This is a genomic window from Pseudundibacterium arcticum (assembly GCF_042646465.1).
GTDB lineage: Bacteria > Pseudomonadota > Gammaproteobacteria > Burkholderiales > Burkholderiaceae_D > Undibacterium_A > Undibacterium_A arcticum.
In genome coordinates this window covers 1-26,822 of record NZ_JBHRTP010000001.1, presented here as the reverse complement: position 1 = coordinate 26,822, position 26,822 = coordinate 1, and the positions used below count along the sequence as shown (strand labels likewise).

The window sequence follows — 26,822 nt, the reverse complement described above, 5'->3', positions numbered from 1 at the left end:
CATCATGTTTTCCTGAAAAGTGGACGACGGAGTATGAATCGCGTGTAAATAATGTACCACTTGAGCGCATTGGTAACGGCGGACTCAGTGAATTGAAAGTGACAGGACGGGTGAGTCTCATTGACGGTGCCAGACTGCTGTGTAACGGAGTGGCAGCTAGCCCTGACTTTGGCAACCACTTTCCTGTCTTGCCAAATCGTGCCGACTGTTCGATGGCGCTTCGGCTGCTAGAGGAAAAAACTATCAGGGAAGGGCATCTTATCGTGACGTTCTCCGTCAGCTCTCACTATGAGGTTAAATCATGAATCAGTGTCCGGGCGATAGCATCAGTCGCTCCAGCATTTCCTTTTTCTGGACGCGATCGATCCACCATTTTAATGCCGCGCCGTCTTCGCCGGTACGCCAAGCAAGATAAAACGTTTCGACCGGCTTTGGCTCGTGCACCTTTTTCTCGATCAGCAAGCCGTCCGCAAGCGCGGTGCGCGCGGTAGGTTCCGGCAGAAAGCCGAATCCAAGTCCTGCGAGCTGGAATTCATACTTGTTTCGCATATCGGACACGGTCAGTGTGTCCTGACCGAATACCAGTCCCACCGTGCGCGGCGGTAATTTTCGTGCCGAATCCGCGACCGAGATCGCGCGATGAGCACGTAGTTCTGCTGTGTCGAGAGGTTCAGGAGCTTTGGCCAATGGATGCGTTGGCGCTACGGCGAAGATGAAGGGAATGGACCCCATAGGCACGGCGATATAGCCACCGCCGGATGGGCCTTCACCCGCGGCGCCGATCAGCAAATCAACCCGTCGGTCCAGTAACGCTTCCCATGTACCGGATAGCGCCTCATGCACGATACGCAAGCGCGTCTGATCGGCAATCTCGTAGAAGGCATCGATATCGTCCTTCAGCCCAATTGGAGAAAACAGCGAATCCATCCCGATGGATAGTTCAGTTTCCCAGCCAGAAGCGACCCGCCTGACGCGCGATTCCAAATCTCCCGCCGCCTTGAGCAGGTAGCGTCCTTCCTTCAGCAACTCTTGTCCGGCGCGCGTCAGGCTGACTTTCGGCCCAATGCGTTCGAATACTTGTACGCCGAGATCGTCTTCGAGCTTGGCGACTGTGTAAGAAATGGTCGAAGGAACCCGGTGCAACTCCTTACCAGCTGCCGAGAACGAGCCGCGACGGTCAATCGCGTCGATGATCTGCAGCGCTTCGAGGCTTAATTTTAACATTCGATATTTTCGATCATAGAGTGGTAAATTTTCCGTTTTTCTTTTGGTTTCTACACGAGCATAATCCGATTCATTGGAATTTCTGAGGTAACAGCAAGAATATTAGCAAATTTCATTGTTCGAAATTATCGCACTTGCAATTAACCATGACCCATCTCGGTATCGTTCGATGGTGTCAACAAGGAACCGAAGGAGAACCTGATGTTACAAATTCGCAAAAGTGAGGATCGTGGGATTGCCAATCACGGTTGGCTGCATTCGCACCACACCTTTTCGTTCGGTCACTACCAGGACCCGCAACACACCGGTTTCGGTCCTCTGCTCGTGATCAACGAGGATCGCGTGCAACCGGCCCAAGGCTTCGGTACCCATGGGCACCGTGATATGGAGATCATCTCCTATGTACTCGACGGCGCGCTGGAACACAAGGACAGCATGGGCACCGGCTCGGTATTGCATTATGGCGACGTTCAACGCATGACTGCGGGAACCGGGGTGCGGCACAGCGAGTTCAATCATTCCCGGTCAGAACTGGTGCATTTCCTCCAGATCTGGATTGAACCCAACGTGCAAGGGATTGCGCCAGGATATGAAGAGAAGCACTTCAATCCAGAGTCGAAAAAGGGCCAGTTGCGCCTGATCGCCTCGCCGGACGGCCGTGCCGACTCGGTGCTGATCCATCAGGATGCGGCAATTTATGCATCGATCCTGAACGGTGATGATCAAGTCCAGCACCAACTCGCACCCGGCCGCACCGCATACCTGCATGTGGTGCGCGGGCAACTGACCGTGAACGGTGTCGCACTGGCGACCGGCGACGCACTGAAAGTGACCAAGGAAAACCTGCTCACTCTTGGTCAGGCCGAAGCGGCCGAAGTCTTGTTATTCGATTTGCCTTATTAATTCCGTCCAACCATATCAGGAGATTGCCATGCAAAATGTATCGAAACTGTCTTACCCCCTCGGCCGTGCTTTCCTCGGCGCATTATTCTTCATTTCCGGCATTTACAAAATCATTGGCTTTGCGTACGTGGCGGGCTGGATGGCGAGTTCCGGCCTGCCGCTCGCCGGCCTGTTACTGGCAATAACGATCGTGATTGAAATCGGTGGCGGCTTGATGTTGATCACCGGATGGCAGGCGCGCTGGTCGGCGCTGGTATTGGCGCTGTTTTTGATCCCCGTCACTTTCGTTTTCCATGCCTTCTGGAGCGCCGATGCAGCGAGCTTCCAGAACCAGTTGACGCAGTTCCTCAAGAACCTGGCGATCGTCGGCGGCATGTTGCTGGTGCTGCAACGTGAGCAGCCCGTAGCCAAGCGGTAACCACTGCATCTGCATCAGATACTTCCTCATCGTGATTGTCCGTGCGCAGTCATTGATTGCATCCCGCAACTCCACTTTTAAAAGGCTTACCTATCATGGCAACCATTCTTCACATCAATAGCAGTGTCCGCAATACAGGTTCCATTTCCCGTCAGCTGACCGCTGAATTCCTGAGTAAATGGCAGGCCGTCCAGCCTGCCGATATGATCGTCGAGCGCGATCTGGCAGCCAACCCAGTGCCGCACCTGACCGAACAAATGATGGGAGCGTTCTTTACGCCGGCAGAGCAACGTTCCCCAGAACAGGCGCAGACTGTGCAATTGTCCGATGACCTGGTGGCTGAACTGCTGAGCGCCGATACCATTGTGCTCGGCGCGCCGATGTACAACTTCTCCGTCAGCTCGACACTGAAGGCCTGGATCGACCATGTGGCCCGCGCTGGCTTGACATTCAAATACACTGAAACCGGCCCGGTTGGCATGGTTCAGGGTAAGAAGGTGTATATCTTTACCTCGCGCGGCGGCGTTTATAGTCAAGGCCCGGCCAAGTCGATGGATTTCCACGAAACGTATCTGCGTGCGGTGCTGGGCTTTATCGGTCTGACCGACATCACCTTCATTCATACCGAAGGGCTGGCGATGGGCGACGCGGCGGTGGCCGATGCGCTGACGCAAACCCGACAGGCAATTGGCGAATTAGTAGCAGCCTGAACGCTTTAAATTGTAGGGCGGGCATGGCATCCGCAGGGTGCCGTGCCTCTTATTCGTTCAAGCGATTTATCCTATGAACCCATCCGCCTTGTCATTACAAAATGTCGAATGTAGTGCCTTGGCCGAGATCTGCGAGAAGGCTCCTTTACCATGACGATCAAACGCGGTACGGTGATTCACACCCCATTCAACAATTTGGTCTTGAGTGAAAAACATGAAACTATGGCAGGGAAGGGGCCATGAATTCACCCGTTATATCAACAGGAGAACACTACGACAAGAATCATAGGGATTACAGGATGCCTACGTAGCCATTCGTACAATACCGCCTTGTTGCGTGCGGCTGCAGCACTGGTGCCGGACGGAGCCACGTTGGAGGTCGCGATACTCAAGGGAATCCTGCTCTATGATGGTGACATAGAGCAGACGCACGGTATTCCATCGCCAGTAACAGCGTTAAAAGAACTGATCGCTGGCGCTGATGGCGTACTGTTGGCCACCCCTGAATACAACAGTCCCGTACCTGGCGTGTTCAAGAACGCGATTGACTGGGACACTAAAAATAGTGTTCATCGTTTAATCAGTAGAGATGGGGGATGCGCTGTGAACTGGACTACTGGCCTAACGTTTATCAATTGTTTGACCAGTCCCCAGCGGGAAACAGTGATGCTTGGAGCCTGTAACCGATGATGCAAGAATTAGTATTGCTCATAGCACAGTACGGACTGTTGCTAGTGTTTGCCAATGTGTTGTTGGAACAGCTCGGTTTGCCATTGCCAGCGGTGCCCACGATGATTGTTGCCGGAGCCCTGGCCGCCGACGCGAAGCTTTCAGTCTTTGCTGTATTTGCGGTGTCGTTTGTTGCCTGCATCATCGGCGATGCCGTTTGGTATTGGGCCGGCCGGCACTTCGGCAACGGGGTGCTAAAGCTTTTGTGCCGCGTTTCGCTTTCTCCTGATTCTTGCGTCAGGCAGTCTGAAGTGCGCTTCGATCGATGGGGCAGTAGTTTGCTGATGGTGGCGAAATTTATTCCCGGTTTGTCAACGATGGCACCACCGATGGCTGGCGTGATGCACCTTGGATGGGCTTCTTTCTTGTTTTATGACAGTGTTGGGACGGTTGTCTGGGTTGGAGCTGCGATCTGTGCTGGGTTCTTATTTCATAAGGAGATTGACGATCTCTTTGCCCGCTTGGAAAGCATGGGCACCATTGCGTTGGTACTTGTGGCGGGACTCTTGGTGGCCTACATCGTGATCAAATGGTGGAAACGGCGGCGTTTGTATAAGATGCTGCGCATGGCACGGATCAGTGTCGATGAACTGCAACAGTTGATGGCGGGAGGCGAGAAACCTGTGATTGTTGACGTTCGTTCCAATGTCGCTCGTAAGCTTGACCGGCGCAGCATACCCGGTGCGTTGCCGGTGACTATCGGGGAGGTAGATGCCCAGATTGGCCACCTCCCAACCGACAGCGAAATCATTTTGTACTGCACATGTCCCAATGAGGAATCGGCAGCGCGTGCCGCGAAGATACTGATAGACCGCGGCTATACCCGGGTGCGCCCACTACAAGGTGGCTTGGAAGCATGGGTAGACGCCGGTTACATGTTGGAAGAATTCTTTCCGAGTTCTGCTTGCGCGGCCGCTAAATAGGCGGAATTGAAAAATACTCAATCGCAAAATGCACCGGGTCCAGCAAGTTGGTTGTGCTGAGCATAGCGATCCAGCGTTTTTTTCGACTTATTGAGAAACGCAACCTTGTCGCAATAACGACGTTTAGATCCAGTTCGAATAGCCTTGACTCCTTTCTCCGGGGCATACACGTTGCGTGTCATGTAAATCGTCGTAGGGATAGGCGCAGGCGATCCAGGTGCCGACGTCATGGTCGGCCACGTCGAGCTTGCCGCTGACGGCCAGGTTCATTTGGGAAACGAATAGCCGGAGTTCGTTCGCCACGGTCTTCAGGTCGTAACCTGCCTGCGGCCGGTCGCTATCGCCGAAGCCGCAGGGCCGCCGACCGACAAAGAGCCATGATGAAACGTCGTCCAGAAGGCGTCGTCTGTCTGCGATCCCTTCGGCACGGCGGTCGCATCCTCGCCCCGCGCCGGAGGCCGCGAGGCAGGGCAAAGCGAGCTAGAAGGCGAACGCAACGCGCATACGCTTAAACATGAATCATCCCCCTTGCGAATCTTCCGGCCCGATTCGTTTTGTCGTCGCTCGCCTTCTACGGCACGGCAAACGTTATCCTGCCCCCATCCCGGCATGACTTGATACTCTGCCCCGGCTGCTCGAACGCCGAGCAAAGACGATTGCCTTGGGGGTCCTCGAGGCTCGGGTGGACGCGCAATTCGTAAGTCCCGGCCCGCCACTGCAACGAAGGTATAAAGCGCCATTGGGTTTCTCCTTTCGCCAGCGTGACCTGTCCCGCCAATCGTCGTCCGTCCGATGCTGCCACCGCGATCATCTGTGCGGCACTGGAGTCCAGCGCCGCGGGAAAATCGATCCGTAGCGGCTCGCGGCTGGCCGCCGCGGGAACGCGAATTGCCCAGCGCTGGAGATCGATACGCTGCCGAAGCGCCGGTCCAACCACCCAGGTCTTTCTGATCGGCTCGGGAAATTGCGGATCGTCGATTGCCAGCACCACGGTCTCGCCGCTGTGCAGCGCCATACCCAGCGCAATGTTGGGTCCCACCCCGGTCTTGATGCGGCCGGGGTGCATCAGGATGGACACGCGCATACCGTCCCGGCTATGCAGCGGGACGTCGAGAAACGCATCGTCGATGGGTGCGCCGGCCTCGTCGAGCAGCACCACGTGGTGCATGTCCAACGGGGAAGCCAGCGGCGTGTCGAGTTGGAGTTCGATGCGAAGCAGGTTCTCCGGTACGCCATCCCCCGACGGCGTCACCTGAGGCGCAGCATGGCCCGCGGGCGAAACCACCGCGAGTGCGAGGGCGAAGCCCAGAAGGCGGCCGCTATTGATGGTCATGTGTTCGTACCTGTATGCACGCTGACGCCGCACCGTTTTCGCGTCCCTAGCGCGCTAGCTCGGGGTAACCCTCGATGGTGCGGCCGAACTTGTGGAAATCGCGGAACTTGTCGGTGGGAGGATATTGATAGTCCGCGAAGTCGTACTCGTTGACGAAGTCACTCAAGCGCAGATACGCGCCCTTTGGAATCGACACCGGCTGCATGTCGCCCGTGGCGTCGTCGCGCCGCAGCGCCAGGAGCAGGTTGTCGTTCAGGTTGTCGACCCGCATCGAAGCGGACAGCGGCACCATCATCGCCTTGACCCCCAGGTAGGGCTTGGTCGGCCAGTCGATCGGCGTGCTCAGACCCGGCTTGGCGGCTCCATCGGCGATGTCCGCCAAGGTCAGGAGATCGATGCGCGACTCGAGTTCGCCACCAGTGCGTAATCGACGTCACCGAGCTTGAAGGTCACCAGCCCGACCGGCACATTGCCCCATCCCAGTTCGCCGACCGTCTTGGCCACGATATGCGCTCCATCCTTCAAATCCTTCAAGGGGATGGTCACCAACGGCGTGCAGGTATATGCCGCCACCAGGGTCGGCTCGCCGCCGACCGACATCACGGCCATGGCGCGGATCGGCGCCCGCGTTTCAACCTCGTTGTGGACCGGGTGATACATTTCTATCGTCGACGCCCGTGGGTTGCCGTTGAACGGGAAATCGTAGACTCGTAAGGTCGACGCGAAGCTGCGATTGGACAGGCCGGCCACGTAGAGCTTGCCCTGATAGAACTTCATGTCGGTCACAGTCAGGCTCTGCGCCGGAGGTCGCGCCAGAACGACTGGTCGGCGGACGGCTCGTCGGTGATCGCCGCCGAGCCCGCTACTTTCCGCAAGTCGACCGTCTTGACCTTGCCACTGGCGTCGATGGAGACGATCGCCGCTTGGGCCGGCGACTTGCCGCGCCGCACGGTCAGTGACACATAGGCGATTTCGCTGCCGGGCTGCACGGCCAGGTCCTCGAATCGAATCGACGATTGAGGAACGCCCAATGCGGTGGCGATGGGACCCTGGATGTCCTTGAGATTGAATGGCTTGGCGGCGGCAGCTTTCGGCACCGGAACCGGCAGCGTATAGATCCGGGCCCCCTTCCAGTCCGCTACGAACAGCGTGCCGGTGTCGCCGAAGGTCAGTTTCGTGGCCGATTTGATGGTTGCCGCTGGAGAGGCGTGGACCAGTTCGGAGCACAGATAGAGTACGGTGGCAGCAACCGCGAAGAATGAGCGTATTGTCATAGAATACCTCGCTGGAAAGAAAATGAACTTGACCGTTGGAGCGGAACCGGGCGATCGAACGCTGCATGGTGCGACAAAAATCGGAACGAACAAATCCGAACCGCGCTGCTATCGTTACCGCTGAGAATGCTTCGTCGCACCTTCGATCCCCATCCCCAAAACAACGCGAAATCGAACCGGAGGGATGAGGCCACGCCCAAGCGCATGAGGCGACACTCCAACCGCCAATAGGGAACAAGTGTTCCCTAATTTTATCGGTAGTGCGTAGTAATTTAGTTCGCGGCGCATCAATGTCAAGGAGGCACTTCCGTCTTTTGGAAGGAATTCTCTGACACGGCGGGCGATGGTTTCCTGAATGCTACCTAACAGCGTGATTTGTCTGGGTATTGCTCTTTGGTAATGGCCGCGCAATTTACTGCGGAGCACTCCCTGACCGTGTGTGAGCCCTCGGCGCTCGCCTTGGACACGGCGCCGTGCGCATTCTTCGCAAAGCTCAGCGTCACTCGTTCCCATTCGACACGGAGTTCCGACGCACCCTATTCATGCAGCATCAATTATAAAACCGAAGTAAACACCACAAAGAATACGCACAAGCCGCTTTATTCTTGAGGGGAAGCCGTGGCGAGTCCAGCGGCATCGCCTCGAAGGAATTTCCTTCAGAACATGTTGCGTGGAAGTTGCCAGATTTGTTGCACGCAAGCGTGAGCGCGTCCGCTTCCGGGGCCTGGGTCAATGCCCAGGCCACTTCTCAGTCACCCCTCTATCGCCAGTCAATTGGGATTAAATTTTCGATTTAGCGATTAAGAAATTCTACAAGCTTTGGAACAACCTGATCAGTCGCTTCCTCCATGAGCCAGTGGCCGGATCTCGGGATAACGATGCCCTCCACGTTTGTCGCCACAAGTCGTCCCTGTTGTATCAAGAACTCACCAGAAGCTTTTTCACCGGTGAGAACAAGCATTGGCATTGGTAACGGTGTTTTCGCGAACTGCTCAAAATCCTTTGCATCTTGCTCGAATGCGCGGAAGACCTCGAAACCTGCTCGCATGTGGCCCGGTTGTGCATAGGCTGCTGCGTAAAACTTACGGTCGCGCTCGGGAACGGAGTGCGTTTTATCAGCGGCAAAGTCATTCCAGAAATGTTCCAAATAGATGCGCTCACGTCCCTTCACGAGTCCGAGCGCTGTCTCACCGTAGAAATGGAAATGCCACAGATCGCGCAGCAGCCAAACGTCGCGCCAATTGCCTACCCCGGGCAAGAACGCGTCCATCAACACGATCCGATCCACTTCCTTGGGATACTGTGCCGCATACGCATAAGCGACCATCAGTCCGATGTCATGCCCGACAAGTCCAATATGGTCAAAGCCAAGGCCGGACACGAGGGCGTGAATATCTTGGGCCATGCCTACCTTTGTGTAGCCGTCTGGCGGGGCGGACGATTGCCCGAACCCGCGCAGGTCGGGAGCGATCACGGTGTGTGACTTTGCGAGCCGTTCTATTAACGGAAGCCACATATGACTTGTTTCAGCGTAGCCATGTAAAAGTACTACGGGGTCCCCTTTGCCAGAAACCAGATAGTGAATGCGTATTCCATTGACGTCCGCGAAGCGGCTTTGTGGGGCTTGAGAAAATGCAGAAGCCCCAAAGACAGCAGCCGCTGCAAGAGCGAGCAAGCCGGTATAAACCGTAGCTCTTATAGTCTGAATAAGTGTGATCGTGCGGAGGGAATTCAACAAATTTTTCATGGAGCTTCTCCAAGTTATTATTGAAAGAAATACTGTTGACTCATCGCTTTACCGGCAGCGCATTCAGGGGTGGCAAACAAGGCAGATTCAGCGGGCATGAAGTGCCTCACATCGCTTCAAATATCGGCTTGTGTACACAAACTTCCAGTGGAAAATATTGATTTGTTTGATTTTCTTTCTTCAGTTGCAGCGTTTTTTCATTGTAGGCTGCTTTCCATATTGCGCTTGACTATCAGTGACTGTTTCCTCATCTTGCGGTAAGTGCAGATTCGAGCGACATGAGTTGACAGTGACGGCTTGCACTAGACATCCATGTCCCATGGGGGTGTCTCTTTGAAAGCGTCAGCTAGGAAATCGACCATCACGCGAACCTTCGCACTGAGATGACGACGACTCGGATAAACGGCCAGCACATCAATGTCTGGCAGTCGGTAGCCGGGTAACAGCGGCACAAGCCTACCGGCGCGCAAGTCGGCACCGATCAAAAAGCTGGGTTGCCAGATGATGCCAAGTCCCGCCAGCGCCGCCGCGCGTGCGGTATCGCCATTGTTGGTGTGCATAACGCATGACACCTTTACCGGATTCGCGTGGCCATTTTCATCGGTGAAATTCCACTCGTCGGCTGTAGCGGCGTAACTGTATCCAATGCAAGTGTGGCCGATCAGGTCGGACGGAGTTTTCGGTGAACCGTTTTTGCGCAGATAGGCAGGAGAAGCGCAGACGATGTTGTGCGAGGTGGCGAGTTTGCGCGCCGCATAGGAGGTTGAACCGGTGCGCGAGATACGTATCGCCAGGTCATAACCTTCCTCAACGATGTCGACCACGCGGTCAACCAGTGCAATGTCCAGCTCCACTTCAGGATAGCGCTGCAGGAACTGCGGCCACAGCGGTGCCAGATGCAGAATGCCGAAGCTTAGCGGTGCGTTAATACGAAGCAGTCCGCGTGGCTGCATGGTAGCTGATGATGCGATCAGCTCGACTTCTGCCACTTCATCGAGGATGGCCTTGGCCCGCTCAAACAGAGTCTCTCCACTTTCCGTCAGTGACATCTTCTGCGAACTGCGATTGAGTAGCCTCGTGCCCAGATGGGATTCCAGATCGCGCACATAGCGCGTCACATTGGCAGGGGATGTCTCCAGCGCGTCGGCCGCGCGCGCAAAGCCATTTTTTCGTACCACCTCCACAAATACCTCGAGCGCACGCAAGCGATCCATATCGTTCTCTCCAGTTGCTGATTCACAAATACTGAACGCATCATCATTTTTTATGGCATTGATGTATGCATTTGTAAATCATATAGTGTGTCTACGGGCTGAGCAACCGCGCCAATGCCCGATCAGTCATTGACCCCGTAGCCAATCAATTACTTTATTAGGAGCAGCACCATGAATCGTTTAAACGGAAAAGTCGCCATCATCACCGGCGCAAGTTCAGGGATAGGTCGAGCAACCGCAAAACTGTTTGCCAGCGAAGGCGCCAAGCTGGTGGTCGCAGCGCGTCGTCAGCCAGAGCTCGATAGCTTGGTGGCGGAAATCACGTCGGTGGGTGGTGTGGCGGTTGCCCTTGCGGGTGACGTCCAATCAGAAGCTTATGCGCAAGCCCTGGTTGAGTTGGCATTGAGCAAATTTGGCCGCCTCGATGTTGCTTTCAACAATGCGGGCACTCTGGGTGAAATGGGCCCAACTACCGACATATCCGAACAAGGTTGGACAGAAGCCCTAAACACCAATCTGACCAGCGCCTTTTTGGGTGCCAAGCATCAAATTCCAGCGATGTTGAAAACGGGTGCCGGCTCGATTATTTTCACGTCGACCTTCGTTGGCCATAGTTTTGCCTTCCCCGGTGTGGCCGCTTATGCTGCAAGTAAATCGGGATTGATTGGGCTGACTCAGGCATTGGCGGCCGAATATGGCGCGCAAGGAGTGCGCGTCAATTCGATTCTGCCTGGCGCCGTGGACACAGAAATGTACCGGGGCATGAACAACACCGTCGAATCGCAAACGTTTGTGACCAATCTGCATGCATTGAAACGTACCGCGCAACCAGAAGAACTGGCGCGCTCGGTGTTGTACTTGGCCTCCGATGATTCTTCTTTTGTCACCGGCACGGCTTCGCTGGTAGACGGAGGAGCATCCATCACGCGCACCTGAGCTTTGAAAATATCTCGAACTATTTACCAATGATGTTTCTTCGCAATCTCGCGGCAGAACATTCGGCAATCTCAACATCAATCCAGGAATTTATTATGAAACGTTTCGACAACAAATCTGTACTCGTCACTGGCGGCAATAGTGGCATCGGTCTGGCCACTGCGCTGGAATTCGCCAGGCAAGGCGCGCGCGTCATGCTGCCAAAGATTTGGCAAACACCTTGGGCGGCCTGGGCATCAAGCTCGATGCCGTGTTTATCAATGCAGGCGTCGCCAAGCTCGCTCCCGTGGAAGCGGTCGACGAAGCATTGTGGGATCAGACTTTTAGCATCAATGTGAAAGGCGCCTATTTCGCGATACAAGCCTTGATACCACTGCTGAATCCCGGAGCGGCAATCATCCTGAACGGCTCCATCAATGCTCATATCGGCATGCCCACTTCCAGTGTATATGCGGCAAGCAAGGCGGCGTTGATTTCGCTCGCCAAAACCTTGTCGTCCGAACTGATCGGCCGCGGCGTGCGCGTCAATGTGGTGAGCCCAGGCCCGGTCGCGACGCCACTGTACGGTCGCCTTGGCATCCCCGCCGAGCAGCTGGACGAAGTAGCCGCCGGCATACAGGCGCAAATCCCGCTCAAGCGTTTTGGTACCCCAGACGAAGTGGCGAGTGCGGTTGTGTACCTTTCATCGCCAGAAGCTGCATTCATCGTCGGCACCGAGTTGATCGTTGACGGCGGTATGAGCCAATTGTAATTCCGGCCGCCCCCGGGCAACCGGGGGAACTCATCCGATTATTTGTCAGAAGTATCGACACTTGTCCACCCGCGTCGCAGTGGCTTATGGAAGTCACGACGCTTCGAGATTTGTTCTGCAGGCGATGGTTTTGCGCCTTCGCTCAAATTTCATGCCTTTTTCGCAGCGTCCGTAGCGATATACCGTTCGCTCCACGCTGCAATCATGTTGGCCACATAGACAGCATCGCTCTTCCGGGTAAGCAGATGGTCGGCGGCGTCCAGCGATATGAAGCTTTTCGGATGCTTTGCCGCAGTGAAGATCTGCATCGCATTCGTAATGTCGACCGTGTCATCACGCGGTGAATGCATGACCAGTAGCGCCCGCCGCAAGCTGCCGATCTTGCCCGTGAGCTTTTGTTCCGCAACGTCGAGCAGGAACTGCTTCTTGATGCGGAACGGTCGTCCGGCGAGCTGCACTTCGGCTTCGCCAGCACTTTCGATCTGGTCGAGGTGCGCTCGGAACAGGCCGGCAACATGTGACGGATCGCTCGGAGCGCCGATGGTGACGACCGCGCGCACTTCCGGCATGTCGATCGCCGCAGCAAGTACCGCCGCCCCTCCCAAGCTATGACCGATAAGCAATGACGGCGCTCGGTAAGCCTGGCGTAAAAAATTGGACGCGGCGAGTAGATCGGCCAGATTGGAAGAGAAGTTGGTGTTGGCGAATTCTCCTTCACTCGCACCCAAACCGGTGAAATCGAAGCGCAACACAGCAATGCCGTGTTCCGTCAGCGCCTGCGCGATTCGGCTCGCAGCAAAGACGTCTTTGCCGCAGGTGAAGCAATGTGCAAACAACGCAAACGCGCGAACCGGACCGTCAGGCGCATCGAGGCGTGCAGAAAGTTTTTGTCCATCTGCGCCGGGAAATTCAGTGCGTTCTATCTTCATTCGAGGACTCCTGGTGTATGTCTCAACCGAGGACTGAAAATTAGGCTAGCGGGATGCGAGAACCCTGCGAACGTTCGCATGTGCCATGACGATCGCAGGATCGCCGTGCATCGCCTCGAAGTAGTGCGTGGAAAAATCGGAAGGCTCGGTGACCGATTGGGACAGCATCGATTTCGCCTGGGCGAATATTGTGCGCATATCCGCTTTCGATACCATTTCATTGTCGAGGATTTCATCGATATCCACCATAAACTCACTCAACTGATGCAGCCAGTCGAACTGCGGATGCCGTGTCAGGAGCTGCAACAGCTGACCTGGATCGACTTGCCCCCATTCTTTTTCGTATTCGTGGCGAGCGACCTTCACCAGCGCCTGATGCAGTTCGCGCAGGGCACGGTTCAGGTCGTCGAGCGCTTTTCGTGTCTTCATAACATACTCGTTTTAAATAATTCTTGTGACAGAGAAACAGCGATCATTGGTCACGTGCGGACAACGCAGTATTTTTACACGTTCATGCTACTTCGTCTTGCTCGATTGCGTCAGAAAAATGACGCTAGGATGCATTTGCATCAGGTAGGTGCAGATCAACCGCATTGCTCGAAATTTTCGATTAACTTGTTCAGATTTCTTCATTTGACTTGGCTCGCTGAATGTTCGACTCTGAAGTCGCCTTTCACCGTGTTTGCAAAGCTGGGCAGGGTAGTCAGCAACGAGCTCCCATACACATCGGGGCATATTTCCATGTCTAAACTAAATAGGAGAAGAACATGCCAGTCGCAATTGCCAAACCTGGAAAAACGCTGCTCGACCCAAACGATCATGTGCTGATTATGATCGACCATCAGTCGCAGATGTCCTTCGCCACCAAGTCGATCGATGCCATTTCCTTGCGCAACAATGCCGCGCTTGTCAGTAGGGCCGCCAAGGAATTCAAAGTCTCGACCATCCTCACTACGGTTGCGGAGAAGACTTTCTCCGGACCGATTTTCGACGAAATCAAGAGCGTCTTCCCGGAAGCGGACGTGATCGACAGAACCACCATGAACACCTGGGAAGACAGCCGTATCGCTGAGCGCGTCAACCAGTTCAATAAAGAGAAAATCGTGCTCGCCGGCCTCTGGACCTCGGTCTGTATCGTCGGCCCGGCCTTATCCGCGATTGACCAGGGCTTCGAGGTATATGTCATCGCCGATGCCTGCGGTGACGTGTCGAATGAGGCGCATGACCGGGCGATGGAACGCATGCTGCAGATGGGTGCGCGTCCGATGACCTCGCTGCAGTACCTGCTTGAGTTGCAACGCGACTGGGCGCGCGGCGAAACGTACAACCAGACCGTAGAGACATCGATCAAGCATGGCGGAGCATATGGTCTGGGCCTGATCTACGCGAAGTCGATGTTTGGTGCCGGCGAAGGACACTGAACGCATACTGACCGCAAGCGAGGGCGACATGAAGCTTTACGTGATATCCATTTCAGCAGGAGTGCTGGTTGGCATTATTTATGGACTGCTCAATGTGCGCTCTCCTGCGCCGCCGGCAATCGCGTTGCTCGGCTTGCTCGGCATGCTGATCGGCGAACAAATTGTTCCATTGGCAACCCGCCTGATGAAGGGTGAACCGATCACTACGGCGTGGTTTGCCAAAGAATGCGTGCCGAAAATAACCGGAACCGGCGGCCCGCCGGTTCCGCCGGACAAGCCCGTTGTGAAAACCATTGAATAGCGCTCCCATCGCCCGGTGAATTTGCGCGTCTCGTCGCTGTACTGCCATTCCAATTGAGAAGAGGTGAGTCATGACACCAGACTTGATTTATACCAACGGAAGATTCACCACGCTGGATAAGGGCAACCCAACGGCGGAAGCGGTTGCCGTGAGTAATGGCCGTTTCCTGGCAGTCGGTTCAGACCAAGAGGTACGTGCGCTTGCCGACACGAATACGCGCGTGGTTGACCTCAAGGGCCGGCGCATCATTCCAGGCTTGATCGACAGCCATATTCATGTCATCCGTGGCGGGCTGAATTACAACCTGGAGCTGCGCTGGGACGGCGTACGTTCACTTTCTGAGGCGATGACGATGCTGCGACGTCAGGTTGCCGTTACGCCGCCGCCGCAGTGGGTGCGGGTCGTGGGCGGCTTCACCGAGCAACAATTCACCGAGAAGCGTTTGCCAACGTTGGCGGAACTCAATGCAGTCGCACCGGATACGCCGGTATTCATTCTGCATCTGTACGATCGGGCACTGCTCAATGGCGCAGCGCTGCGTGCGGCCGGTTATACGAAGGACACGCCGAATCCACCCGGCGGCGAGATCGAGCGCGATGCGCGCGGTGAGCCGACCGGCCTGCTGTTGGCCAAGCCGAATGCGCTGCTACTCTATGCGGCGTTGGCGAAAGGGCCGAAGCTGCCGGTTGAATACCAGATCAATTCGACCCGGCATTTCATGCGCGAACTGAATCGGCTTGGCGTCACCGGCGTGATCGATGCCGGCGGCGGATTTCAGAATTATCCGGAAGACTACGAAGTCATCCGGAAACTCTCGGATAACGACGAACTGACCGTGCGCATTGCGTACAACCTGTTCACCCAAAACAACGGGGGTGAGGTCGCCGATTTCAGTCGCTGGGTGGAGATGGTAAAGCCGGGCGAGGGCACCGATTCCTATCGGCATAATGGCGCTGGCGAAATGCTGGTGTTTTCCGCGGCCGACTTTGAAGACTTCAAGGAGCCACGCCCCGATCTCGCCGCCGGTATGGAAGACCAGTTGGAAGAGGTGGTTCGCATACTGGTCGAACACCGCTGGCCATGGCGGCTGCATGCAACCTACGACGAGTCGATTTCGCGCGCGCTCGACGTGTTCGAAAAGGTGAACCGCGACATGCCGTTCAATGGTCTGCACTGGTTTTTCGATCACGCAGAAACTATTTCTGACCGCAACATTGACCGTGTCGCTGCACTCGGGGGCGGCTTTGCCGTACAGCACCGGATGATGTATCAGGGCGAATATTTTATCGAGCGCTACGGCGCCAAGGCGGTGGAGCGGACGCCGCCGGTGAAAAAAATGCTGGCGGCCGGGGTGCCGGTCGGCGCCGGAACCGACGCGACGCGCGTTGCGTCCTATAACCCGTGGGTATCGCTTGCCTGGCTGGTGACCGGCACGACGCTTGGGGGTACACGGCTCTATCCGCAAAGCAATCTGCTCGACCGCGAAACAGCGCTGCGACTCTGGACCGAGCGCAATACCTGGTACTCATCGGAGGAAGGCAAGAAGGGACAGATCAAGGTTGGACAACTGGCTGACTTCGTGGCGTTGTCGGCGGATTATTTCGCTATTCCTGAAGCGGAGATTGAGGACATCCAATCGGTACTGACCGTTCTCGGCGGAAAGGTGGTACATGGCTCGGATGACTTTTCCTCGCTCGCTCCGTCCTTGCCGCCGGCAATGCCTGACTGGTCGCCAGTGCGCACCTTCGGCGGATATCAACCCCGGCGTACGACGCCAACAGCGAGCCGCTCGTTCGCACAGGCATTGTGCGATTGCACGTCGACGTGCGGTGTGCATGGGCATGCTCATCGCCATGCGTGGTTTGACGAAATCGATGATCAGCGCTCGTTTTGGGGTGCGCTCGGCTGTTCCTGCTGGGCCTTTTGATACCAAGGAACATCATGCAAAATAACCTTACCCATCGGGGCGGCGTGCCGCTTCCGCTGCGCCGCCTGATGGCACAGCCGTTCCTCGAATACGCTGCGCGCCTTGCGCTCGCATCGCCATTTTTCATTAGCGGCATAGTCAAGCTCACGGATTTTGCGGGAGCAAGCGCCGAAGTCAGCGGGCTCGGCTTGCAGCCGGCTGCCAGCATTGCCGCAGCAGTCATTCTTGTGCAGCTTGGCGGCTCTGCGTTGTTCATGACACGCAGGTTCTGCTGGCTGGGCGCCGGTATGCTGGCGGTCTTCACCGTGTTTGCGACGCTGCTGGCCCATCCCTTCTGGCATTTTCCGGATGCGGAGCGCGGCCATCAGGCGGCGACATTCTTTGAGCATGTTGCGATCATCGGCGGTTTTGCCGTTGCTGCCATTCTCGCGCATCGAGCTTGCGATACATGAGCGGACCTGAAACCGGGGTTTCCTCCGTGCCGGCGGCGGCATCGCCCGGCGCATTCGCACCGTTGCGTCATCGCTTGTTTGCCGTGCTGTGGTCGGCAACCGTGGTCGGCAACGTTGGGACCTTCATACGCGATGTCACCAGCGGCTGGCTGGTGGTAGAGATATCGAACTCGCCAAGTTCGGTGGCGATGATCCAGGCGGCGGCGACGCTACCGGTCTTTCTGCTTGCCATTCCCGCCGGCGCACTGGCAGACATCGTCGATCGCCGCAAGTTTCTCATCATCGTCCAACTATTCCTGGCGGGTGTCAGCGCGATCCTTGCCGTGCTTGCCGCGACAGGCAAGATGACCGTCACAAATCTGGCTTTGCTGACATTTGCCGGCGGCGCTGGCGCTGCACTGCTGGGGCCAACTTGGCAATCGATCGTGCCTGAACTGGTGTCGAAGAACGAGCTGAAGGGTGCGATCGCACTCAACTCGCTGGGGTTCAATATTGCGCGCGCGATTGGTCCTGCGATCGGCGGCCTGTTGCTCGCCGCCATCGGCGCCGCCGTCACCTATAGCATTGATGTTGCTACCTATGTACTCGTGATTGGCGCCATCGTCTGGTGGCGACGCGCTCCCAAGACTGACGACCAGCTCGGCGAACAATTCGCCGGCGCAATGCGCGCCGGCCTGCGATTCGCGTGGGCAAGCAGGGATTTGCGCCGCATCCTGTTCCGCGCGTCCCTGTTCTTCTTCTTTGCCAATGTCGCATGGGCGTTGCTGCCGATGGTGGCGCGCGACGTGCTTGGGGGTAGCGCCGGTTTTTATGGCGCGATGCTGGGCGCCATCGGTGCCGGCGCCGTTCTGGGGGCGATGGTCATGCCACCCTTACGGAAGAAATTGAGTGCCGACGGTCTTGTATTGATGGCATCTTTGATGCTGGCAGGCATCCTGGCGGCAATTTCATTCAAGCCACCGCAAATTGCCGGCATAGTACTGGCGTTGTTCCTTGGCGCCGCATGGATCGCCGTGCTCACAACGCTCAACGCCATGGCGCAGGGGGTGTTGCCGAACTGGGTGCGCGGCCGCGGGTTGGCGATCTATCTGATGGCATTCAACGGCGCGACGACTGCCGGCAGCCTCTGCTGGGGCGCCGTCGGAGAGCGCATCGGGGTGCCATCAACGCTGCTGGTCGGCGGCGCCCTGCTGGCGATTGCGGCCCTCGTCGCGCATCGCTACAAGTTGCCCGCGGCGGAGGCCGACCTGACGCCGTCCAACCATTGGCCGGAACCGGCCATTGCAGAACAGGTGGACCATGATCGCGGTCCCGTACTGGTGACGGTCGAATACAAAGTCAAGGCACAGGATCGCAGCGGCTTCTTTGATTCGCTCACCCTCCTGTCGCAAGAGCGACGGCGCGATGGTGCCTATGCATGGGGAATGACCGAGGACACGGCTGATTCTGAACGCATCCTCGAGTGGTTTTTCGTCGAGTCGTGGGCGGAACACCTTCGGCAGCACCGGCGCGTTTCCGTAGCCGATGCGGATCTGCAGAGCGAGGTAGTGAAATTCCATTCCGGCGCGCAGCCGCCAAAGGTCTCGCATTATGTGGCACTTGAAAAGCCCGTGATGCAAACCGGCCCATTGGACACGTGAGTAAAGAAAAATGGACGGCAACTTGTCGTGTGCGCTGCTGTGCAGACGACCGTGGGTGATTCTGACCGAAATCCTCGGCGGTATCACATTGATGTTCCCGGGGCAAGGCAATACTAGGCGCGGCAGGTCTGGCCGCATTCATCTTGATTTCAATGTTAATCGGAAGCCGTAAGTTGGTGTCACAATGGCGTTTGTTCGGCTCCTGAAAAACCCGACCATCGTCGGCAGATGTTTACTCTTCATTCTGCCCGGTGTCGGACATCCATCGGTCGACGAAATAAGCGAAGCTTGAAACTGAAACGAAGGAGCATCCAATGGAAGTCAAAAGCCGCCGTGGCGACGGTGCATTGCAGTGTCGAATTCAGATAGGGCCGCACGCCATCGTATCGGATGCGCCGCGCACATCCGGAGGCGAAGAGACGGGCCCGGAGCCCCATGACTTGCTTGCCGCTGCGCTCGCCGCCTGCACTTCGCTAACAGTTACCATATATGCCAGGCGCAAGAGTATGGACCTGCAGGATATTGAAGTGAGTATTCAGCACGGACAAAGGGGTGACACCTATGAACTTGTCCGCAATATTCATTACATCGGCAATCTCAGCGCTGAAGAAAGGCAACGTCTGACCGACATTGCCAACAAGTGCCCGGTCCACAAAACACTTTCAGGGCAAATACAGATCGTGACGGAGGCGCACTGACCGTGACCGATGGCATTACAACAGGGAGTGTCCTGGAGGTCGTTGTCGTGCCGCGTACGCGCGACTTGGGCGACAACTTCGAAGTCCGTCGCGCGTTGCCGTCGCAGCAACGGCGAATGGTCGGCCCCTTTGTGTTTCTCGATCTAATGGGACCGCATGAGTTTGCCGCAGGACAGGGTCTGGACGTTCGACCTCATCCGCATATCGGGTTGGCCACAGTCACCTATCTGTTTGATGGCGCGATTCTCCACCGTGACAGCTTAGGCACTGTGCAAACGATTCGTCCCGGGGAAGTGAATTGGATGACCGCAGGACGCGGCATCGTTCATTCCGAGCGCACCGCGCCGGAAGTGCGGCAAGCAGAGTCTTCTCTATTCGGTCTGCAATGCTGGGTTGCGTTGCCGCGCGACCATGAGGAAATTGAACCGACTTTCGTGCATGTCGGAACAGCAGGGTTGCCGGTCGAAGAGGGCGAAGGTGTATTGGCCGTATTGTCGCGGGTAGTTTCTTCGGCCGTCAGTCGCCGGTGCCGACCTTGTCCGACCTGTTCTACGTCGATCTGCGGTTGCAACCTGGCGCGCGGCTCTCGATGCCGGCCGAATATGGGGAGCAGGCAATCTACGTGGTTGAGGGACGACTCGACTTGGGCAAGGACGGGATTTATGACGCCGGACAGTTGCTGGTCCTGAAACCGAATGCGACTGCGACTTTGTCTGCATCCGGCGCGTCTGCGGCACGCGCCATATTGTTGGGCGGCGAACCCATGGACGGCCCCCGTTACCTGACGTGGAATTTTGTATCGAGCTCTGCTGGTCGCATCGAACAAGCCAAGGAAGATTGGAAAAATCAGAACTTTCCTAAAGTGCCGGGAGAAACGGAATTTATTCCGCTTCCGGATATTCCAGGAAAGCCGGTGTACTACCCATAACTTTCTGCGTGCGATAGCACGAGGGCACGACGAAATGAAGATGAAATTGACACTGGAAGCCCTGCAAGCGATTGATGCGATAGAACGACGCGGCAGTTACGCCGCTGCCGCCGATGAACTGCACAAAGTGCCATCTGCACTGTCTTATATTGTTCAAAAACTGGAAGCCGATCTTCGCATCACTGTATTTGATCGCACCGGTCACCGCGCGAAGCTGACGGATACGGGTCGTGTTCTATTGCAGCGCGGGCGCCAGTTGCTGCGGGATGCCGCAGACCTCGAATGCCGCGCCAGCCGCATTGAAACTGGATGGGAAACCGAGTTGCGGATCGCGATTGAAACCACTGTGCCGTTTGAGGCGATGGTTCCGTACATTACGGCATTCTATGGCGAGAGTACTGCGACTCGTCTCCGGTTTTCACACGAGGTGCTGGGAGGATCCTGGGATGCGCTGTATACCCGGCGTGCCGATGTCGTCATCGGTGCGTTGGGCGATCCACCATTTTCAGGCTATGCCAGCCGCCCGATCGGCACGCTTGAGATGGTGTTTTGTGTCGCGCCTAGCCACCCTTTGGCAAATGCGACGGCCCCATTGACCACACTACAGGTGTCGGAATATCGGGCGATTGCGATGGGCGACACCTCGCACCAGCTTGAACCTCGCACGCTAGGCCTTGCCGAGGGACAAGAAACCGTTACTGTTTCAAACATCGATTTTAAGCTTCGTCTTCAGCTTTCGGGATTGGGCAGTGGATTTCTGCCGGTGTGCGTCGCTCGTCGGCACATCGAACGCGGGCAATTGGTGGCGAAAGAGTTGGATACTCCGCCACTCTCACGAAGCTTCCATCTTGCGTGGCACGCCGACCATGAAGGCGAAGCACTGAAGTGGTGGGTCCGTCAATTGGATCGTCCCGAGCTGATATCGGAGATGTGGGCGTCTGTGCCGGCGTAGCGCTCGCATTGGACGGGTGTAGACAGGTGTCATTTTTCTGATGTACGGAAATCGGAGAATCTGGCACTTTGGCATCCTGTGCACAATGCTCCCTCTAAGTCGCCCCCTGCAGTTCATATATGTTCTCGGTGCTCCAACGTAAAAATGGCACTCATCAATGTTAGCTAAATGCTTGATTTATATAAGTCAAGGTATCCTGTGTGCTCAGCTCGCCGATCGCACATATCTGACTTTGAGTGCAACGCCGATGAGGAGCAACACGAACAGCACTCCAGATCATCTTCAAGCCAGGCGCGTCCGCATTGAAAAAGAGTGGTGCCCCCAATGGAAATCGCGTTAATGTCTCTGTGAGCGCCGGGATGAAGTGCAAGAAAAACGTCACCGAGTAACTAATCATCTCGACATTGGGCGAGGCACGGCCGAACGCACGTGTATATCCCGCCACCGGCCACACCCAACACCAGCAGCGTCAAGACGCTCAAGATGTGCGGTTTGCCAAACCCATCGTGAGGTACATTCCCTCAAGGCATGTTTTTACGGCTTGCCACCCACGGCCAAGCTGCCCAGATCGATGCCAGAAAACCCCAGCCGGTCAATTCGCTGCCCAACTACGGATTTGCTGCTGTATCGATGAAGTGCCAGCAAATTAGTGCACAGGCAAGGAAAATAATCAGGCGGATAATGTGTTGGTGATCGCCCGGCATGAAGCAGACTGTCACTGGTTGGCTATTGAGGCCGATGACCCAGCTATCGTTATTGCACAATTATCTGGCAGGGGTGATGGAATACATCGCGCTTACGCTGTATCGGATTGCTGGAGTACATGGCAACGGCATCGATTGTGAGTTTGCAACCTGTCCCGGTCGTTCAACTTCATCATTCAATAATGGTGGCAACATGGATAAGCGTATCTCGAAGCAGTTGGCGATACTGGTCCTAGGCGCAGGAATATTGGTGCCAGGCATGACCAGTCACCGCTTGCCAAGCAACTTGAGTTGATAAAGAAAATTGCACCGAATGCCAAGCGCGTCGGCGTGATCTACAGCCCGGGCGAAGCGAATTCGGTGGCGATCATCGACGCGCTCAAAAAGGCGATGCCTGCCGCTGGATTGACCCTGATAGAGGGCGCTGCCGCCCGCACGGTTGACGTGCCCAGCGCCACGCAGAGCCTGATCGGCAAGGTCGACGTGATTTACGCACCGACCGACAACAATGTCATGTCTGCGTTCGAGGGGATCGTCAAGATCGCCCAGCAAGCCAAGATACCGGTGATCGCCGCCGATACCGCTGCGGTCAAGCGCGGCGCGACCGCCGCACTGGGCTTGAACTACTACGACATCGGCCGCCAAACCGGCAAGGTCGTCGTGCGCATTCTCAAGGGCGAGGCGCCCGGCAAGATAGCCTCGCAAACCAGCCCCACGTTCGAGTTGCATGTCAATCCAGGCGCCGCCCAGAAGGAAGGCGTGACCCTGTCGGACGACCTCGTCAAGTCAGCAAAGGTAGTCGTCAAGTAAGGCACGGCGCCCGCTGCGCCGCCCCAATACTTGGTCGCTCGGTGCATCACGGTGCGCCGTTGCAACCAACAACTTCATCGCTCGGTGTGCCACGGCGCGCCGTTGCAGTCAACTACTTGAGGTATCTGTCATGTCGCTCATTGCTTCCTTGGGCGCCATCGAGATCGGTCTCATCTTTGGACTTGTCGCGCTTGGCGTATTCCTGTTGTTTCGCATCATCAATTTCCCCGACCTCACGGTCGATGGCAGCTTCCCGCTCGGCGGGGCGGTCGCGGCCGCGCTGATCGCCGCCGGCTGAAACCCATTTGCTGCCACTGCCGTGGCGATCCTGGCCGGGGGCATTGCCGGCTATCTCACCGCCTGGCTGAACGTGCATCTGCGGATCATGCAGTTGCTTGCCAGCATTCTGGTAATGATCGCGCTGTACTCGGTGAACCTGCGCATCATGGGCAAGCCGAATGTCGCGCTGATCAACAAGCCGACGGTGTTCAGCATGGTCGCCTTCGGTGACATACCGGAATACTGGCTGAAGCCGCTGGTACTTCTGGTCATCGTGGCGGTCGCCAAGATCCTGATAGATCTGTTCTTTGCCTCCGAAACCGGGCTGGCTATGCGGGCCACCGGCAGTAATCCACGCATGGCCCGGGCGCAGGGGATCTCCACCAACCGTCTGACGGTGTGGGGACTTGCGATCTCCAACGCACTGGTCGCGTTGGCCGGGGCCCTGTTCGTGCAAACCCAAGGCGGGGCGGACATCTCCATGGGCATTGGCACGATCGTGATCGGCCTGGCAGCGGTGATCATCGGCGAGACCGTGTTGCCCGCCCGCAGTCTGGTTGTCACCACGCTGGCCTGCATCCTTGGTGCGGTACCGTACCGCTTCTTCATCGCCCTGGCGCTAAACACCGACTTCATCGGTCTCAAGGCGCAGGACCTCCATTTGGTCACAGCGGTGCTGGTCACGTTCGCGCTGCTGGTCCCCACCTACAAGCGCAAACTGGCCGGCCTGATTCCGGGTGTCCGCAGCAACTCCGCATTGATGCGCAAGGAGATCAAATAATGTTGCGCGCTGACAATCTCGAGATCACTTTCAACCCTGGTACGCCGATCGAGAACAGGGTGTTGCGTAGGCTCGCGTTGACGGTTCCCAAGGGCCAATTCGTCATCGTCATCGGTTCTAATGGCGCCGGCAAGTCGACCTTTCTGAATGCGGTCAGCGGCGATCTTCTGGTCGATCGCGGCAGCATTCACATCGACGGCGTTGACGTCACCAAGAAATCGGCGTGGCAACGGTCCGACCTCGTCGCGCGCGTGTTTCAGGACCCGATGGCCGGCACCTGTGAAGGCCTGACGATCGAAGAAAACATGGCGCTGGCGTGGAAGCGCGGCGAGCGCCGCGGCCTCGGTTTTTCTTCGACCCGAACATTACGCGAGGAGTTTCGCGACAAGTTGCGCATCCTCAACCTCGGCCTGGAGAACCGCGTGGCCGACCGTATGGGCTTGCTTTCGGTCGGGCAGCGCCAAGCCATCAGCCTACTGATGGCGTCGCTCAAGCCGTCGCGCATACTGCTGCTGGATGAACATACGGCAGCACTCGACCCAAGACCGCGGCGTTCGTCCTGGAACTCACCGCCAAGCTCGTTGAGGCGGGCAAGCTCACCGCAATGATGGTCACGCACAGCATGCGCCAAGCGCTCGATTACGGCACACGCACGGTGATGCTGCATGAGGGCAACGTGGTTCTCGATGTCTCAGGCCCGTCATCCTATTCGGCCCGGGTCGTCACCGTCATTTTTTCCGTTTCGGGATGTGTTACAGGTGATCAGCATTGTGTTTATTGGGCAGTGTGCGGATAGGCGAAGGTGCCGAGAAACGTCGCATTGTACGTCAGACCACCATCCGTGCAACAACGTCTTACTGCACAGTCGATCTTTGTCAATTGCGGCTTTATGGCGCGCCGAGCGCAACGCTGCGCACAGCACTGCGCGCAAACAGGATGCGGGGCCCCTGCAGCATGGGGGACTCCCCGCTTATTACACAATACTGCCCACCCTTCAGAGTCCGGGTCCGTACCACCTGTTGTTAAACCCGTTCAAGCACCAGCGCAATTCCCTGCCCGACACCGATGCACATCGTGCATAACGCATAGCGTCCCTTAGTCCGTTGCAACTGGTTGACCGCAGTAGTGACCAGGCGTGCGCCGGATGCGCCCAATGGATGGCCGAGTGCGATGGCGCCACCGTTCGGATTGACGCGCGGATCGTCATCCTGCAAGCCCAATTGCCGTAATACGGCGAGGCCTTGTGCGGCGAAAGCTTCATTGAGTTCGATCACATCGAACTGGTCGAGCGTCAGGCCGGTCAGCTCCAGCACTTTCAGCGTCGCCGGGGCCGGCCCTATGCCCATCACGCGCGGTGCAACACCGGCAGTCGCCATGCCGACGATACGTGCCTTCGGCACCAGGCTGTATTTTGCCGCGGAGGCTTCGTCCGCCAATAGCAATGCGCAGGCGCCGTCATTGACGCCGGAGGCATTGCCGGCGGTGACCGTGCCTTCGGCCTTGACGACGGGTTTGAGTTTTGCCAAGGCTTCCAGCGAGGTGGCGCGCGGGTGCTCGTCTTTGCTGACGACGATTGGATCACCTTTAGGATCGCCTTTTTTCGGCGCAATCGTCACCGGCGTGATCTCGCTATCGAAGAACCCGGCTTCTTGCGCAGCAACGGTTTTCATTTGGCTGGCCAGCGCCATCTTGTCCTGGTCAGCGCGACTGATGCCATAATCGGCGGCAACATTTTCGGCCGTTTCGGGCATGGAATCGACACCGTATTGCGCTTTCATCAAGGCATTGACGAAGCGCCAGCCGATGGTGGTGTCTTCGATCTTGGCAGCGCGTGAAAATGCGCTTTCCGCTTTGCCCATCACGAATGGCGCACGGCTCATGCTTTCAACGCCGCCGGCAATCATCAGTCCAGCCTCGCCGCTCTTGATGGCGCGGGCTGCGGTACCGATCGCATCCAGCCCTGATCCACAAAGGCGGTTAACGGTGCCGCCCGGGACACTTACCGGCAAGCCGGCCAATAGTGCCGACATGCGCGCGACATTGCGATTGTCTTCGCCGGCCTGGTTGGCGCAACCATAGATCACATCGACCACGGCTTGCCAGTCAACTTGCGGATTGCGCGCCATTAGTGCACGAATAGGAATCGCCCCCAGGTCATCGGCACGTATGCTGGACAAGGCACCGCCGTAGCGGCCGAATGGCGTGCGCTGGGCGTCGCAAATGAAAGCGTGGGACATTGAAATCTCCTGAACCTAAATAAGGGGTTATGGTTGAGCGGTTGTCTATTGCCTGCTGCCTGCTGCGGAAAGGAACTGATCAGCAAGCGTTGATCAGCGTTACCGCTGTCAATTTTTGCAATTCATTAAAAGTCAGTCCTTCAACGATTTCTATCACCTTGGCACCTGCGGGATCCAGGTCAATCACCGCCAGATCGGTATAAATCCGGCTGACGCAGCCGATGCCGGTCAGCGGATAAGTGCATGCCTGCACCAGTTTGCTTTCACCCGATTTGGTCAGGTGTTCCATCATCACGTAGGTTTTCTTGGCGCCGATGGCGAGATCCATCGCGCCGCCGACGGCCGGGATCGCATCCGGCGCGCCGGTGTGCCAGTTGGCCAGATCACCGCCGGCAGACACCTGAAACGCACCGAGTACGCATACATCCAGATGGCCGCCGCGCATCATCGCAAAACTGTCGGCGTGATGGAAGTAACAGCCGCCCGGCAATAGCGTGACGGGCTGTTTTCCTGCATTGATCAGGTCGTAGTCTTCTTCGCCTTTGGCCGGTGCTGGTCCCATGCCGATCACGCCATTTTCGCTATGCAAAATCACTTCGCG

General features: G+C 56.9%; 27 protein-coding genes and 5 pseudogenes. 20 read left to right on the top strand and 12 right to left on the bottom strand.

Annotation, left to right across the window (positions count from 1 at the left end):
* The coding region (locus tag ACFOFO_RS00160) for a hypothetical protein (protein ID WP_390330464.1) at positions 1-305 on the top strand (305 nt) is incomplete at its 5' end.
* 1 nt (position 306) lies between these two features.
* Here the strand turns inward: ACFOFO_RS00160 and ACFOFO_RS00155 are convergent.
* On the bottom strand, positions 307-1,224 hold the full coding sequence (locus ACFOFO_RS00155) for a LysR substrate-binding domain-containing protein (RefSeq protein WP_390328866.1): 918 nt from the start codon (positions 1,222-1,224) through the stop codon (positions 307-309).
* Between the two features lie 201 nt (positions 1,225-1,425).
* Here ACFOFO_RS00155 and ACFOFO_RS00150 point away from each other — a divergent pair, with 201 nt between their 5' ends.
* The 5 genes from ACFOFO_RS00150 (at position 1,426) to ACFOFO_RS00130 (ending at position 4,907) form a co-directional block, all read left to right on the top strand.
* A complete protein-coding gene (locus tag ACFOFO_RS00150; RefSeq protein WP_390330462.1) occupies positions 1,426-2,127 on the top strand; it encodes a pirin family protein in 702 nt (233 codons plus the stop codon).
* A gap of 28 nt (positions 2,128-2,155) precedes the next feature.
* The gene (locus ACFOFO_RS00145) at positions 2,156-2,545 is read left to right on the top strand and encodes a DoxX family protein (protein WP_390330460.1); all 390 of its coding nucleotides are present in this window, start codon (positions 2,156-2,158) and stop codon (positions 2,543-2,545) included.
* Between the two features lie 95 nt (positions 2,546-2,640).
* Positions 2,641-3,255 (top strand): FMN-dependent NADH-azoreductase, encoded by a 615-nt coding sequence (locus tag ACFOFO_RS00140; protein ID WP_390329416.1) that lies wholly within the window; start codon positions 2,641-2,643, stop codon positions 3,253-3,255.
* Between the two features lie 243 nt (positions 3,256-3,498).
* On the top strand, positions 3,499-3,945 hold the full coding sequence (locus ACFOFO_RS00135; RefSeq protein WP_390330466.1) for an NAD(P)H-dependent oxidoreductase: 447 nt from the start codon (positions 3,499-3,501) through the stop codon (positions 3,943-3,945).
* Positions 3,942-4,907 (top strand): DedA family protein/thiosulfate sulfurtransferase GlpE, encoded by a 966-nt coding sequence (locus ACFOFO_RS00130; protein ID WP_390328861.1) that lies wholly within the window; start codon positions 3,942-3,944, stop codon positions 4,905-4,907. Before ACFOFO_RS00135 ends, ACFOFO_RS00130 begins: the two co-directional genes overlap by 4 nt.
* Before the next feature lie 123 nt (positions 4,908-5,030).
* On the opposite strand, the gene ACFOFO_RS00125 is transcribed toward ACFOFO_RS00130, so the two are convergent.
* The 7 genes from ACFOFO_RS00125 to ACFOFO_RS00095 form a co-directional block, all read right to left on the bottom strand.
* Entirely contained in the window at positions 5,031-5,210 is a 180-nt protein-coding gene (locus ACFOFO_RS00125; RefSeq protein WP_390328859.1) for a hypothetical protein, read from the bottom strand.
* Positions 5,211-5,478: 268 nt separating this feature from the next.
* A complete protein-coding gene (locus ACFOFO_RS00120; RefSeq protein ID WP_390328857.1) occupies positions 5,479-6,240 on the bottom strand; it encodes a hypothetical protein in 762 nt (253 codons plus the stop codon).
* A gap of 46 nt (positions 6,241-6,286) precedes the next feature.
* The gene (locus ACFOFO_RS00115; protein ID WP_390328854.1) at positions 6,287-6,622 is read right to left on the bottom strand and encodes a hypothetical protein; all 336 of its coding nucleotides are present in this window, start codon (positions 6,620-6,622) and stop codon (positions 6,287-6,289) included.
* A 2-nt stretch (positions 6,623-6,624) separates the two neighbouring features.
* Positions 6,625-7,017 (bottom strand): hypothetical protein, encoded by a 393-nt coding sequence (locus tag ACFOFO_RS00110; RefSeq protein ID WP_390328851.1) that lies wholly within the window; start codon positions 7,015-7,017, stop codon positions 6,625-6,627.
* Positions 7,018-7,028: 11 nt separating this feature from the next.
* Entirely contained in the window at positions 7,029-7,514 is a 486-nt protein-coding gene (locus ACFOFO_RS00105) for a hypothetical protein (protein ID WP_390328848.1), read from the bottom strand.
* 793 nt (positions 7,515-8,307) lie between these two features.
* A complete protein-coding gene (locus ACFOFO_RS00100) occupies positions 8,308-9,261 on the bottom strand; it encodes an alpha/beta fold hydrolase (RefSeq protein ID WP_390330458.1) in 954 nt (317 codons plus the stop codon).
* 302 nt (positions 9,262-9,563) lie between these two features.
* Positions 9,564-10,475, bottom strand: coding sequence for a LysR family transcriptional regulator (locus tag ACFOFO_RS00095; RefSeq protein ID WP_390330456.1), 912 nt, complete (start codon positions 10,473-10,475; stop codon positions 9,564-9,566).
* 171 nt (positions 10,476-10,646) lie between these two features.
* Between ACFOFO_RS00095 and ACFOFO_RS00090 the strand changes: the two genes are divergently transcribed.
* Both ACFOFO_RS00090 and ACFOFO_RS00085 read left to right on the top strand, forming a co-directional pair.
* Positions 10,647-11,411, top strand: coding sequence for an SDR family oxidoreductase (locus ACFOFO_RS00090; RefSeq protein WP_390330454.1), 765 nt, complete (start codon positions 10,647-10,649; stop codon positions 11,409-11,411).
* Positions 11,412-11,506: 95 nt separating this feature from the next.
* A pseudogene (locus tag ACFOFO_RS00085) lies at positions 11,507-12,162 on the top strand (SDR family oxidoreductase).
* A gap of 149 nt (positions 12,163-12,311) precedes the next feature.
* On the opposite strand, the gene ACFOFO_RS00080 reads toward ACFOFO_RS00085, so the two are convergent.
* On the bottom strand, positions 12,312-13,091 hold the full coding sequence (locus ACFOFO_RS00080; RefSeq protein ID WP_390328844.1) for an alpha/beta hydrolase family protein: 780 nt from the start codon (positions 13,089-13,091) through the stop codon (positions 12,312-12,314).
* A gap of 45 nt (positions 13,092-13,136) precedes the next feature.
* The gene (locus ACFOFO_RS00075; RefSeq protein WP_390328842.1) at positions 13,137-13,520 is read right to left on the bottom strand and encodes a hypothetical protein; all 384 of its coding nucleotides are present in this window, start codon (positions 13,518-13,520) and stop codon (positions 13,137-13,139) included.
* Between the two features lie 338 nt (positions 13,521-13,858).
* Between ACFOFO_RS00075 and ACFOFO_RS00070 the strand changes: the two genes are divergently transcribed.
* From ACFOFO_RS00070 to ACFOFO_RS00015, 12 genes and pseudogenes are all read left to right on the top strand, one after another.
* The gene (locus ACFOFO_RS00070; protein ID WP_390328840.1) at positions 13,859-14,512 is read left to right on the top strand and encodes a hydrolase; all 654 of its coding nucleotides are present in this window, start codon (positions 13,859-13,861) and stop codon (positions 14,510-14,512) included.
* Between the two features lie 28 nt (positions 14,513-14,540).
* Entirely contained in the window at positions 14,541-14,813 is a 273-nt protein-coding gene (locus ACFOFO_RS00065; protein ID WP_390328838.1) for a DUF1427 family protein, read from the top strand.
* Between the two features lie 70 nt (positions 14,814-14,883).
* Entirely contained in the window at positions 14,884-16,740 is a 1,857-nt protein-coding gene (locus tag ACFOFO_RS00060) for an amidohydrolase (RefSeq protein WP_390328836.1), read from the top strand.
* 14 nt (positions 16,741-16,754) lie between these two features.
* Positions 16,755-17,192 (top strand): DoxX family protein, encoded by a 438-nt coding sequence (locus tag ACFOFO_RS00055; protein ID WP_390328834.1) that lies wholly within the window; start codon positions 16,755-16,757, stop codon positions 17,190-17,192.
* Positions 17,189-18,832 carry an MFS transporter gene (locus ACFOFO_RS00050; protein ID WP_390328832.1) on the top strand — a complete coding sequence of 548 codons (1,644 nt, stop codon included), beginning with the start codon at positions 17,189-17,191 and terminating at the stop codon, positions 18,830-18,832. Before ACFOFO_RS00055 ends, ACFOFO_RS00050 begins: the two co-directional genes overlap by 4 nt.
* Positions 18,833-19,146: 314 nt before the next feature.
* On the top strand, positions 19,147-19,530 hold the full coding sequence (locus tag ACFOFO_RS00045) for an OsmC family protein (RefSeq protein WP_390328829.1): 384 nt from the start codon (positions 19,147-19,149) through the stop codon (positions 19,528-19,530).
* A 2-nt stretch (positions 19,531-19,532) separates the two neighbouring features.
* A pseudogene (locus ACFOFO_RS00040) lies at positions 19,533-20,458 on the top strand (pirin family protein).
* Positions 20,459-20,498: 40 nt separating this feature from the next.
* A complete protein-coding gene (locus ACFOFO_RS00035; RefSeq protein ID WP_390330453.1) occupies positions 20,499-21,410 on the top strand; it encodes a LysR family transcriptional regulator in 912 nt (303 codons plus the stop codon).
* Positions 21,411-22,112: 702 nt separating this feature from the next.
* Positions 22,113-22,409 carry a hypothetical protein gene (locus tag ACFOFO_RS00030; RefSeq protein ID WP_390330451.1) on the top strand — a complete coding sequence of 99 codons (297 nt, stop codon included), beginning with the start codon at positions 22,113-22,115 and terminating at the stop codon, positions 22,407-22,409.
* Positions 22,376-22,924: pseudogene (locus tag ACFOFO_RS00025) on the top strand (ABC transporter substrate-binding protein); the annotation flags it as partial. The gene ACFOFO_RS00030 and the pseudogene ACFOFO_RS00025, both read left to right, overlap by 34 nt.
* 130 nt (positions 22,925-23,054) lie before the next feature.
* A pseudogene (locus ACFOFO_RS00020) lies at positions 23,055-23,984 on the top strand (ABC transporter permease).
* Positions 23,984-24,681: pseudogene (locus ACFOFO_RS00015) on the top strand (ABC transporter ATP-binding protein); the annotation flags it as partial. The pseudogenes ACFOFO_RS00020 and ACFOFO_RS00015, both read left to right, overlap by 1 nt.
* Positions 24,682-25,006: 325 nt before the next feature.
* Here ACFOFO_RS00015 and pcaF read toward each other — a convergent pair.
* Together pcaF and ACFOFO_RS00005 are read right to left on the bottom strand one after the other, a co-directional pair.
* The gene (gene pcaF, locus ACFOFO_RS00010; protein ID WP_390328822.1) at positions 25,007-26,221 is read right to left on the bottom strand and encodes a 3-oxoadipyl-CoA thiolase; all 1,215 of its coding nucleotides are present in this window, start codon (positions 26,219-26,221) and stop codon (positions 25,007-25,009) included.
* A 79-nt stretch (positions 26,222-26,300) separates the two neighbouring features.
* Positions 26,301-26,822: CoA-transferase (locus tag ACFOFO_RS00005; RefSeq protein WP_390330449.1), on the bottom strand; the 522-nt coding region annotated here is incomplete at its 5' end.

Bases quoted from the DNA above. Each gene is read 5' to 3' on its own strand.
- ACFOFO_RS00045 (WP_390328829.1), top strand. From the start codon at position 19,147: ATGGAAGTCAAAAGCCGCCGTGGCGACGGTGCATTGCAGTGTCGAATT.
- ACFOFO_RS00050 (WP_390328832.1), top strand. From the start codon at position 17,189: ATGAGCGGACCTGAAACCGGGGTTTCCTCCGTGCCGGCGGCGGCATCG.
- ACFOFO_RS00065 (WP_390328838.1), top strand. From the start codon at position 14,541: ATGAAGCTTTACGTGATATCCATTTCAGCAGGAGTGCTGGTTGGCATT.
- ACFOFO_RS00100 (WP_390330458.1), bottom strand. From the start codon at position 9,261: ATGAAAAATTTGTTGAATTCCCTCCGCACGATCACACTTATTCAGACT.
- ACFOFO_RS00035 (WP_390330453.1), top strand. From the start codon at position 20,499: ATGAAATTGACACTGGAAGCCCTGCAAGCGATTGATGCGATAGAACGA.
- ACFOFO_RS00030 (WP_390330451.1), top strand. From the start codon at position 22,113: ATGAAGCAGACTGTCACTGGTTGGCTATTGAGGCCGATGACCCAGCTA.
- ACFOFO_RS00150 (WP_390330462.1), top strand. From the start codon at position 1,426: ATGTTACAAATTCGCAAAAGTGAGGATCGTGGGATTGCCAATCACGGT.
- ACFOFO_RS00120 (WP_390328857.1), bottom strand. From the start codon at position 6,240: ATGACCATCAATAGCGGCCGCCTTCTGGGCTTCGCCCTCGCACTCGCG.
- ACFOFO_RS00070 (WP_390328840.1), top strand. From the start codon at position 13,859: ATGCCAGTCGCAATTGCCAAACCTGGAAAAACGCTGCTCGACCCAAAC.
- ACFOFO_RS00105 (WP_390328848.1), bottom strand. From the start codon at position 7,514: ATGACAATACGCTCATTCTTCGCGGTTGCTGCCACCGTACTCTATCTG.
- ACFOFO_RS00110 (WP_390328851.1), bottom strand. From the start codon at position 7,017: ATGAAGTTCTATCAGGGCAAGCTCTACGTGGCCGGCCTGTCCAATCGC.
- ACFOFO_RS00130 (WP_390328861.1), top strand. From the start codon at position 3,942: ATGATGCAAGAATTAGTATTGCTCATAGCACAGTACGGACTGTTGCTA.
- ACFOFO_RS00155 (WP_390328866.1), bottom strand. From the start codon at position 1,224: ATGTTAAAATTAAGCCTCGAAGCGCTGCAGATCATCGACGCGATTGAC.
- ACFOFO_RS00095 (WP_390330456.1), bottom strand. From the start codon at position 10,475: ATGGATCGCTTGCGTGCGCTCGAGGTATTTGTGGAGGTGGTACGAAAA.
- ACFOFO_RS00080 (WP_390328844.1), bottom strand. From the start codon at position 13,091: ATGAAGATAGAACGCACTGAATTTCCCGGCGCAGATGGACAAAAACTT.
- ACFOFO_RS00075 (WP_390328842.1), bottom strand. From the start codon at position 13,520: ATGAAGACACGAAAAGCGCTCGACGACCTGAACCGTGCCCTGCGCGAA.
- ACFOFO_RS00090 (WP_390330454.1), top strand. From the start codon at position 10,647: ATGAATCGTTTAAACGGAAAAGTCGCCATCATCACCGGCGCAAGTTCA.
- ACFOFO_RS00140 (WP_390329416.1), top strand. From the start codon at position 2,641: ATGGCAACCATTCTTCACATCAATAGCAGTGTCCGCAATACAGGTTCC.
- ACFOFO_RS00060 (WP_390328836.1), top strand. From the start codon at position 14,884: ATGACACCAGACTTGATTTATACCAACGGAAGATTCACCACGCTGGAT.
- ACFOFO_RS00055 (WP_390328834.1), top strand. From the start codon at position 16,755: ATGCAAAATAACCTTACCCATCGGGGCGGCGTGCCGCTTCCGCTGCGC.
- ACFOFO_RS00145 (WP_390330460.1), top strand. From the start codon at position 2,156: ATGCAAAATGTATCGAAACTGTCTTACCCCCTCGGCCGTGCTTTCCTC.
- pcaF (WP_390328822.1), bottom strand. From the start codon at position 26,221: ATGTCCCACGCTTTCATTTGCGACGCCCAGCGCACGCCATTCGGCCGC.